We start from the raw sequence: 9844 nt of genomic DNA, 5'->3' as shown, positions 1-9844 counted from the left end.
GCGTAGACCTGCTGTCCGCCCTCGGCTTCCCAGAGCAGGCCGACACGGGGCGCGAACCAGTCGAAATCCTTGGCGTCGCTGCGCGCGGCGTTGAGGTGGTCGTCATAGTCCCGCGTGGCCCGGCCCCAGGCGCCGCCGGCCACCAGGGCCAGGGCGTCGGTCACGAACAGCCGACCCTCCGCAAAGACGTCGATCGCCGTCGCCGTCTGCAGGTTGTCGCCGGTCAGGGCGCCGCGCGCGCCGGCCAGATTCTGGAAGGTGCGGCCCTCCAGTTCTCCGTGACGCAGCCAGGCGCCGAAGAACAGATCGGCGCGGCGCGACCCCAGCTGGCCGGTCCAGTCGAACCGGCCGAAGGCGCCCGTGTTGCGGCTCTGCTGGTCGATCACCACCGAGATCGGGTGGTCCAGATCCTTGACCGCGGCGTAGACGCCGCCGTCGAACGACCAGGCCTCGTCCAGCCGCCAGTGGGTCTGCAGCGAACCGCGCAGGGACGTCATGTCGCGGCGATAGTCGCGCGCCACATTGGCGGGCGCCGCCATGGTCGGCCGGGTCAGGGCGTCGTTCAGTTCCAGGGCGCCGGGGATCTCGTTCTGGATATCGGCCGCGCTGAGCAACAGCCGGACCTCGCGATCCTCGCCGAAGCGCCGCCCCAGATTGAGCGACAGCCGCTCGGACGATTGTGCCGAATGGTCCCGCCAGCCCTCGGCGGCCATGACGGTGGCGCCGGCCCACAGGTCCCAGTCGCCCCATTCACGGGCGATCTCGCCGTGGGCGCGGGCCGTGCCGAACGAACCGCCTTCCAGCCGGATTTCGTTCCGGGCCGGGGCATTCCGTCCGGTCGGCGTGTTCAGCTCGATCGCTCCGCCCATGGTCGCGCCGCCGAAGCGCAGGGCGTTGCCGCCCTTCCAGACCTCGATGTAGCGCGCGCTCAGGAGATCGATCTCCTGGAAGTCGCCGAAGCCGTCGGCCTGGTTGAACGGCACGCCGTCCTGGGCGATCACCACGCCGCGATTGTGCGCGGAATTGCCGATGCCCGAACCGCGGATCGAGAGGCGGACCTCCTCGCCCCAGCGCTTCTGCGCATAGACGCCGGGCACGCTGTGCAGGGCGTCGCCGAGGTGGCTGGCCATGTGGTCGGCGTATTGTTCGCGGCTGACGACGGCCACGGCGCCGGGCGTTTCCTGCGCCGCGAACCGGGCGGCCGCGGCGACGCGCGGATTGAGCGGATCCGCGACGGCCGTCACGATCACGTCCGAAAGTTCAGCCGGGTCTTCCGCCGGGGCGGGGTCGGGCGCCGGGGAGGACGTGAAGGCGGCCTCCGGGATGGGGGCGAGCGCCAGGAGCAGGGCGGCGGCGGAGGCGGAGGTGGCGAACATGACGGCAGGCTCTGGGGTCGTTTACAGCCCTGATCGGGCCGCCCCCCAGATCGGCCGATCGCCCGACCCGGACTTTGCGCCAGCGCAAGGCGAAGCCTCCGGAATTATACGCGGCAATGACGCTGCCCTGGCCCGCCGGCGGACCGGATCATTGCGGAAGGCTACGGGGTTTTCCTGAGGTGTCTTCAGCGGGGCGGCGTGGTCTTCAGGTCCGGTTCCCGCCCGGGTCCGCAGGGATCCACCCGCCCGGCCGCAGGGGGATGCGGAGTGATCCATGCGGACGAGAAAGACGATCCTGGTCGAGCTGCTGTTGCTGCCCGCGAATCTGGTGTGCGATCACCTCGGCCTGACCGACCAGCACGAACGCGGAATGATGCGAATGCTGGTCAACATGTGCCTCATTTCGGGGCTGTCGGTCGTGGTGTTCTATGTGCTGTGGAAGGCGCTGGCCTGAACAGGGCGCGCATTCCGCCGCTGTCATCCTGACCCGTGATTGACCTCGGGTGTTGGTGGCCGAACAACACCGTTGAAGGCCCGCAGACGAAAGACCCCTCGTCTGCGGGCCGCTTGCGTGACGACGCCATTATTGAGCGGCTTGCACCCGAGACGAAGAAGGCGGGTAAACACGCACACAACCGGCGGGACTGTGACACAGGGACAGTGGAATCAGCGTGTCTGCCTCTTCTCGATGCTCAAGGCCGATTTGAATCATTACTCGATCGGCTGTCAGAACGTGCCGGTTATTGCCAGGAGAAATGATCTCCAGAGTATCGACAATCTTCTTCTCCATATCGATTCTCTCAAGGCTATCCGATTTAGGAGGGTATTGCTGATCCAGGCGCCATACCTGCGTCGTTGTACAGCCACCCAATAATGCCGTTGCCAGCGTCCCGACGACAAGATTTCGGATCATAGGTCCGCACCGAAAATCTTGTCCCACTGACCCATCACTCCCGAGACGTCGATGGGATCGTAGTATTTACCCGCGTCGGCTCCCCAGTTCGGTCGGTGTACGCGGGCGCCGATCAGGCGGATCGTCTCGGGATCATCTTCGAGAACAAAGCCTTCTTCGGTCGCCCGGTACTTCATATGTTTGGCCGTTTGACTGCCGCGGCCGCCGAAGGAGAACCCGCCCCAACTGAACGACGCGCCGCCTGAAACGTGTGATTCCAGCAGACTCCTGAACTCGCTGCTCGTCTTCACTTTGATGACCGTGCCACGCGCCATGATCAACGATGTCGGATATGCGCTCAGAAGCCCGTTCGGTCCCCAGTACTGGGTCAACTTCCTGCCGACGGTTTCAAACAGGGATTCCTGGAACCAGTCCCCGCGATCGATCGGGACCTCCTGGATCCGTTTGAATCCGACATCCCAACTGAAATGCTCCTTCTGGGTAAGCTCCTCCAGCTTGCGAGCCGTACCGGAGCCCCTGCCGCCGAAGCCGCCCCAACGGGCCTTTCCCTTGACCTTCCATGTTTTTTCGACTCGGTCGTACTGCTCGGATTTCGTGTCGAACGTTCGCTCGAATTGTCCCGTGTCCCGGAGAAACTCCTCCAGATCGAACAAGGGCCATTGCGGCCGCAGCCAGCGCCATGCGGCGATGTGCGAAGGTTCTTCGTAGTATGCGCTCGGCGGCAACTGTACCTGGTAGCCCCGATCATTGAACCACGAACGGGCCTTGATGAGGTCCCAGAACTCCCGGGGCGTGTTTTGCCGAAGAACCGCGCCGACACGCGCGTTGGCGACCTCAACCATCGTCCTGAGGCGGTCGAGCTCTTGGGAATAGCCGTTCTCACGCTCCCAGATGACCCGCCGCCCGTCGCGTTCCTCCGCGGGAATTTGCGGCTCGATGTAGGACCAGAGGCCGTCGATATGCGCTTGTCGGGACTGGAGTTCCCGTTGGGCGTCCTGCAGCTCTTTCTGAGCGGCCTGGTATTCGGGTTTCGCGGCAGGATTGACTGCATTGATCAGGATACGGTCGAGATCTCCCAGAAAATTCCCGTACATGGCGTCGAGCTTTCTTGGACGAGCCATCGGGTTCGTCGCGCGATCGCCATCCTCGGTTTCGCTCGCTGATTCATCGACGGGGAGAGCCGGCGACACGTAGTTCACGGCGTTCGCCAGCAAGAACAGATTGTAGCGAGGCTTCGCTGTTACGTAGGGCAGCAGGGTGGCCAGATTGAATAGCTGGATTTCTCCCACCGGCGTTTGACCGGGGACCTCAACGAGGCTTTTGACGACGCTCAGGTAATGCCCCCAGGCGCGCTGCTCGATGGTGTCTTCGGCTGTGAGCGCGTACTTATCGATCCGCATGGCTTCCTCCGTTCGGATGCTGAATGGGAAAACCATGCGCGTCCGGGGACCGATCGTCCGTGACGGCCATCACGCTCCGATTGTGCGGCGGCTCACTCTCTGGCAGCGTGCCCGTGGGAGGGAACGATGGACGAGGGGGAAGGCGGACCCGCGCGGTATCGGGCCTTCATCAGCTACAGCCATCAGGATGCGGCTGAGGGCCGCCGCCTGCATCGGCGGCTGGAGCGGTATGTGCTCCCGAAACGGCTGGTCGGGAGGATCACGCCGCGAGGCCCGGCGCCGCGCCGGCTCGGACCCATCTTTCGCGACCGCGAGGACCTGCCCGCCGCCGACAGCCTGAGCGCCGAGGTCCGAGCCGCCCTGGCCGGTTCCGCCAGTCTGATTGTGGTCTGTTCGCCGGCCGCCAGGCAGTCGTCATGGGTCGCGCGGGAGGTCGAGCTGTTTCGCGCCCTGCACCCCGATCGGCCGGTGCTGGCCGCCCTGATCGCGGGGACGCCGGCGGAAGCCTTCCCGGACACCCTTGTCGACGCAGCGCGCGAACCGCTCGCCGCCGACCTCCAACCCGCCGGGGACGGTCCCCGGCTCGGCTTTCTGAAGCTTGTGGCGGGCGTCGTCGGCGTCGGTCTGGACGAGTTGGTTCAGCGCGACGCCCAGCGGCGGCTGCGGGCCGTGACGGCCGTCACGGCGGCGGCCCTGGCGGGGATGCTAGTCATGACCTTGCTGACCGCCACGGCCATCGGAGCGCGACGGGAAGCGGAACGGCAGCGCGCCGAAGCAGAGGGAATGGTCGAGTTCATGCTTACCGATCTGCGAGACAAGCTCGAAGGCGTCGGTCGGCTTGATGCGCTGGATGCGGTCAATGCGCGGGCGCTGAAATACTATGAGGGCCAGGACATCGATCGCCTGCCTCCGGATTCACTGGAGCGGCGCGCGAGGGTGCTGCTGGCGATCGGCACGGATCTCCAGACCCGCGGTGAGGCCGACGCGGCGATGCGCCAGTTCGAACAGGCCCGACGCACGACGGCCGCCCTGCTCGCCGCCGACCCGGACAATCCGGATCGGATGTGGGCCCATGCCCAGAGCGAGCAGGCCATCGGCGTCATTGCCTTCGCGCGTCAGCGCCAGGACGAGGCCCGAACCGCATTCGAGGCCTATCGTGATCTGGCCGACAGGCTGGTGGCGCGCGATCCGGACAACGCCGTCTACCTTCGCGAGGCCGGTTTTGCGCGGGGCAACCTGTGCAGTGTCGCTCTGGCGGAGCCGCCCAAACCGAAAGAAGCCTTGACCGACTGTCGTGTCGCCCTCTCCCGCATGCAGGCGGCCGTCGCGGCGACAGCCGACCCCGACGCCTACGCGATCGACCTCGCCAATCGGCATGCCTGGCTGGCCGACGCGTGGCGTGCAAACGACGACAACGGCAATGCGCGAGAGCATCGTCTTTCCGAGGAAGCGATCGTGCGCCGGCTCACCACGAAGGACCCCGCCAATATGGAAGTGCGTCTACGCTGGGTCGCGGTTCAACGAGCGCTGGCGGCTCTTGATCTCGCCGACGGTCGTCCGGATTTGGCGCGCCAGCGGCTCGAGACTTCACGAAACGCTGCGGACGCCATGGTTGCGCATGAGCCGGCCAACGAACGCTGGGCCGCCTTGCGGCGCAAGATAACCGACAACCTTGATTTACTGGACCAGATGCAGAGGGAGACACCGCAATGAACGGTTTCGAGGAAGATCAGTCGCCCCCGGAAACGGGGTTGCGCCTCGCGACGAAGATGGACGCCTCCTGGAAGGCGATCGAGATCATCTACACGCGTTACACGCGGGACCCCGCGGACCCGACAAAGGTAATCTCCTCACCGGGCAGCTATGTAGTTTGCCCGGGGAACGAGCCCCAAGCCGGTCTTCGCAAATTCCTGAACAGCCGACTCAATGACGAAAAGCTTCCACCTCCCGTCTGTACCCGGAAGAAGCACTGCAAGGACCCATTGAAGACCAAGCCGTTACCGGTCGACATCTACGTGGGTGTTCCCTCCTACATCGTCATAGAACTGGACAAAGACACCGGTTGGACGTTCCGCAAGAACCATCCGGGCATCACCGCGGCGGCCAACTATGGCAACGCGAACGGAGCTCTCCGACACGTTCGGCGAAACGTTCCGGACGACGGCCCCAATGGCCCGACGAGCGACGACTGCCGGATCATTTATTTCAGCGCGACGCAGCGAGAGGAATTCGAACACCAGAAATTCCACTGCCATATCAATTTCGGCAGCCTTGCAGCCGACCCTGTGGCGATCGATCCCGACATTCCAAACGACGGCGGCAAATTCCCGATCCATGACGCGAGCCCGTGCAACGGAGGGCGCTGCGGCTATCCCGAGTGCGACGGAGTGGAGGAGACTTGACACCCTCCCCTCCCCCCGTCCTGCCGACCATCATCGCCCTCGCCCGGTCCGGGGCCCTGGATCGGGCGAGGCGACTGTTCGACGAGGCCGGGCTTTCCGCCGTGACCGACGACCCGGCCACGCTCAGCGTGCATGGCCGGCTGCTCAAGGACGAGGCGCGGCGGTCGCCGGAGGCGGATCGCCCGAGGCTGTGGCGCGAGGCGGGCGACGCCTACGCCCGGGCCGCGGATCTGAGCGGTGCGACCTATCACCTGATCAACGCCGCCACCCTCGCCCTCCTGGCCGGCGACGGTCCGACGGCGGAAGAGCGCGCGCAGCGGGTCCTCTCCAAGCTGGACGCCGGGGATACGGGGCCTGAGACCCCCTATTACCTGGGAGCGACGCGGGCCGAGGCGCTGCTGTTGCTGGGCCGGACCCGCGAGGCTCAGGCGGCCCTGGAGGCCGCCTGCCGCCTGGCCCCCGAGGCATGGGAGGACCATGCCTCGACCCTTCGACAATTCAGCCTGATCCTGGAGACGCTCGGCGCGGACGCCGCTTGGCTCGGCCCGATGCAACCGCCCCGCAGCCTGCATTTCGCCGGACATATGGGCGTCGTCGACAGTCCGGACCTGCGGGCGCGCATCGACGCCATCCTGGCCGAGGAGCGCATCGGCTTCGCCTGGGGCGCGCTGGCGGGCGGGGCCGATGTTATCGTGGCCGAGGGGGTGCTGGCCCGGGGCGCCGAACTCCATCTGGTCCTGCCCGCGCCGGCGGCTGTATTCCGCGCCGAGTCGGCGGCGCCGCTGGGAAGCGACTGGCCCCGGCGGTTCGATGCGGTTCTCGCCCGGGCGACCAGCGTCCGGGTGGTGGAGCCGGGGCTCGCCGCGACGACCATGCTCCACATCCGCCTTGCCGCCGAGATCGCCATGGGAAGAGCGGCGATGAAGGCCGCGTCGCTGGCCAGCGAAGCCGTCCAGCTGCTGCTGACCGATCCCGAAAGCGCCACCAGCGCAACAAGTCTGATCGGCGGCCAGTGGCGTCGAAGCGGGCGCCGTCAGGCGCAGCTGGACCTGCCTCGGCCGCCCGCCGCCGACGGCCGGGCCCGGTCGCTTCCAGAACGCCCTCGGGACGGCGTTCTGGCGGCCCTGCTGGCGGTAAGCCTTGATGAGCGGACAGGCGGAGATATTTGCGCGGCGCTCGGGCGCGTCGCGGAAGTGCTGGCGGGCGCTTCTCCGCCGCTGACGACGCCGGCGTTTGTCGCCAACGTCCTCCATCTGGCCTTCCCCGATCCGGCCGCCGCGGCCGACGCCGCGAACCTGATCAGCCGGGAATTCGGGTCCGACGCGCCCCGGATCGCCGGTCACTACGGAGTCGCACAACTGGCCAGGAGTCCTTTCGGAGACGGGCCCATGCTCTTCGGATCGGGCGCCGGCCTCACGTCTGACCTGCTGGTCTCCACGCCGGCGGGGGCCATCCACGTGACTGAAAGCTTCGCGGCCGCCCTGAACGGCTGGACGCCCATGACCGGAGGCGAATGCCCCTACGTCGGCGAACTGTCGGCGGCGGGAGAGACAATCCCGTTGTACGCCCTGACGAGAGCCGCCCCCTAGACCACCATCTCCTCCAGACGCTGGCCTGCGACGATGACGAGCGCATCATTGTCGCGGCGAACGATCCCGCGCCGCTCGAGAGCGTTGACGGCGCGCGAGACCGTTTCGCGCGTGCTCTGGACCCGGACGGCCAGGGCGGCGTGTACAGGAGCCGGCCGGATCGTTGTTCCGTCGCCGAGCCGGGCGAGCCGCAGAAGCTCGGCGTACACCCGGCCGGGGGCGGAGAGCGTGGTGCGGTCGACCATTCTCATGCTGGTCGCGCGCAACTGGCCCACCAGCGAGCGGACAAGGAGCAGCGCGAGCGACCCGTGGCGCTCCACCAGCAGGACGAAGTCCGCGGCCGGCACGCAGGCGGCGCTGGTCTGTTCGGCGGCGACGACCTCCGCCTCCAGCGGCCAGACATCGGCGGCCGCAACCGCCCCGAAGAGATCCCCGGCGAAATATTCGTGCACCAGCACCATCTGGCCGTCGATCGCATAGACCAGGGCCTGGGCCCGGCCCGCCGTCACGAGCCAGGCGTGCCCCAGCCGGTCGCCATGGCGGAGGATCAGGGCGTTCGCCGGATAGTCCCGGGCCACGGCGTGCGCCGCAATCGCCTCCGCCACGACCGGAGAACATCCCAGGGCGGCGCGAATGAGCTCCTGAAGTTCAGTCGCACTGCCAGTCATGGCGCTCCACCGGACGAGGAGCAGGAAGACTCCCGGAAAACGCCGGCCGACGCAAGCGATCGGACGCCCTTCCGCCGCTCAGCTCCGGTCGCCACTCAGGTGAGCGACGAATAGATCAGCGTCTTCAGCTCGCGGCGGATCGGATAGAGCAGCGACGGGCTCAGTTGCGTCATGAACACCATGTGCAGCTTCTCGACCGGATCGACGAAGAAGGCGGTCGTGAACATTCCGCCCCAGTAGAATTCGCCCGCGGAGCCGGGGATCATCGCCCTTGAGACATCCTCGGTCACCGCGAAGCCCAGCCCGAAACCGACGCCGGCGTTTGTCGTCTCGCTGAAGAGCGACCGGGACAGGCTCGACAGGTCCGATTTGCCGGGCAGGTGGTTCATCGTCATCAGGTCGAGGGTCTTGCGACCCAGCAGCCGCGCGCCGTCGAGTTCGCCGCCATTGGCCAGCATCAGGCAGAAGCGGTGATAGTCCAGCGTTGTCGAGACCAGTCCGCCACCGCCGGACAGCAGTCTTGGCCGGCGCAGCCACATGCTGGATTCAGCGCGGTCGTACATCACCCGCCCGAGAGACGGGCCGGCCCAGGCGTAGCAGTCCGTCAGGCGGTCGGCCTTGTCCGCCGGCACCGAAAAGCCGGTGTCGTGCATCCTGAGGGGCGCAAATATCTTCTCGGCGAAATAGCGGTCGAGCGGGAGGCCGGACACCCGCTGCACCACGGCCCCGAGGACGTCGGTCGACTCCGAATAGTTCCACGCCTCGCCCGGAGAAAATTCGAGCGGCAGCCGGGCGAGATCGCCGACAAACGCGTCCAGATCGGCCTCGCCGTGCCAGTTCTCCGGCGGCCCGGCGTTCGTCTTGCCGGCCCGGTAGGCCGCATCGACGTTGCCGCGGTTCTGGAAGCCGTAGGTCAGCCCGGAGGTATGGCGCAACAGGTCGAGCATACGCATCGGCGCATCCACGGGCCGGGTGACGAACGGCACGCCGGCGCCGCCGCCGTTGTAGACGCCGACATCCCTGAACTCAGGCAGCACGTCGTGAACGGGGGTGTCCAACGCAACCAGACCCTGCTCGACGAGCATCATGAACGCGACCGACGTGATCGGCTTGGTCATGCTGGCGATACGGAAGATCGACCCTTCGTCGATCGGCTTGTCGGATCCCTCGCGCGCCGCGCCCTGGCTGCTGAAATGGACGATCTCTCCATTGCGGCTGACCAGGAGCTGCGCATGGGGCAGCTTGCCCGTGTCGAGGTAGCGCTCCTTGAGAAAGGGCGCGAGACGATCGAGGCGGGCGCGATCAAGGCCGTGCTTTTCGGGTGCTTTCGTTTGCATCATTCTTCCCGCACTCGTTCCAGCCCCGGTTTCGTGATCGGCCATCGACCGTTAGCGACATCTGACGGCGCCGGTCCATGAGGAACCGGGATTACGCCTGCCGAAGATGAAATTTTCCGGTGCGCCGCTCGTCCGGCGCCGGGGCGGCTCGATCGCCGG

At 66.7% G+C, this 9844-nt stretch carries 8 protein-coding genes; 4 read left to right on the top strand and 4 right to left on the bottom strand.

What is annotated here, in order from left to right; translation table 11 throughout:
• The coding region (locus V6M42_RS05970) for a TonB-dependent receptor domain-containing protein (RefSeq protein ID WP_332677812.1) at positions 1-1376 on the bottom strand (1376 nt) is incomplete at its 3' end.
• 274 nt (positions 1377-1650) lie between these two features.
• Between V6M42_RS05970 and V6M42_RS05965 the strand changes: the two genes are divergently transcribed.
• Positions 1651-1830 carry a hypothetical protein gene (locus V6M42_RS05965; protein WP_332658738.1) on the top strand — a complete coding sequence of 60 codons (180 nt, stop codon included), beginning with the start codon at positions 1651-1653 and terminating at the stop codon, positions 1828-1830.
• A gap of 455 nt (positions 1831-2285) precedes the next feature.
• Here the strand turns inward: V6M42_RS05965 and V6M42_RS05960 are convergent, their stop codons facing one another.
• Positions 2286-3689, bottom strand: coding sequence for a hypothetical protein (locus V6M42_RS05960; protein ID WP_332677810.1), 1404 nt, complete (start codon positions 3687-3689; stop codon positions 2286-2288).
• Between the two features lie 126 nt (positions 3690-3815).
• Between V6M42_RS05960 and V6M42_RS05955 the strand changes: the two genes are divergently transcribed.
• From V6M42_RS05955 to V6M42_RS05945, 3 genes are read left to right on the top strand one after another with little or no spacing between them, the layout of a single operon-like run.
• On the top strand, positions 3816-5402 hold the full coding sequence (locus V6M42_RS05955) for a toll/interleukin-1 receptor domain-containing protein (RefSeq protein ID WP_332677807.1): 1587 nt from the start codon (positions 3816-3818) through the stop codon (positions 5400-5402).
• Entirely contained in the window at positions 5399-6091 is a 693-nt protein-coding gene (locus V6M42_RS05950) for a nucleotide synthetase (RefSeq protein ID WP_332658742.1), read from the top strand. Before V6M42_RS05955 ends, V6M42_RS05950 begins: the two co-directional genes overlap by 4 nt.
• Positions 6088-7680, top strand: a complete 1593-nt coding sequence (locus V6M42_RS05945; protein ID WP_332677805.1) for a tetratricopeptide repeat-containing protein — start codon at positions 6088-6090, stop codon at positions 7678-7680. Before V6M42_RS05950 ends, V6M42_RS05945 begins: the two co-directional genes overlap by 4 nt.
• Here V6M42_RS05945 and V6M42_RS05940 read toward each other — a convergent pair.
• Both V6M42_RS05940 and V6M42_RS05935 read right to left on the bottom strand, forming a co-directional pair.
• On the bottom strand, positions 7677-8285 hold the full coding sequence (locus tag V6M42_RS05940) for a Crp/Fnr family transcriptional regulator (protein ID WP_332677803.1): 609 nt from the start codon (positions 8283-8285) through the stop codon (positions 7677-7679). The genes V6M42_RS05945 and V6M42_RS05940 overlap by 4 nt on opposite strands.
• A 158-nt stretch (positions 8286-8443) precedes the next feature.
• On the bottom strand, positions 8444-9685 hold the full coding sequence (locus tag V6M42_RS05935) for a serine hydrolase domain-containing protein (RefSeq protein ID WP_332677801.1): 1242 nt from the start codon (positions 9683-9685) through the stop codon (positions 8444-8446).
• Positions 9686-9844: the final 159 nt, after the last annotated feature.

The organism is Brevundimonas sp., assembly GCF_036677305.1.
GTDB lineage: Bacteria > Pseudomonadota > Alphaproteobacteria > Caulobacterales > Caulobacteraceae > Brevundimonas.
The sequence above is the reverse complement of the archived record's forward strand: the minus strand, read 5'-3'. Positions and strand labels throughout refer to the sequence as shown.

Coding starts and splice junctions, on each gene's coding strand:
- V6M42_RS05935 (WP_332677801.1), bottom strand. CDS start 9,685: ATGCAAACGAAAGCACCCGAAAAGCACGGCCTTGATCGCGCCCGCCTC.
- V6M42_RS05950 (WP_332658742.1), top strand. CDS start 5,399: ATGAACGGTTTCGAGGAAGATCAGTCGCCCCCGGAAACGGGGTTGCGC.
- V6M42_RS05960 (WP_332677810.1), bottom strand. CDS start 3,689: ATGCGGATCGATAAGTACGCGCTCACAGCCGAAGACACCATCGAGCAG.
- V6M42_RS05955 (WP_332677807.1), top strand. CDS start 3,816: ATGGACGAGGGGGAAGGCGGACCCGCGCGGTATCGGGCCTTCATCAGC.
- V6M42_RS05965 (WP_332658738.1), top strand. CDS start 1,651: ATGCGGACGAGAAAGACGATCCTGGTCGAGCTGCTGTTGCTGCCCGCG.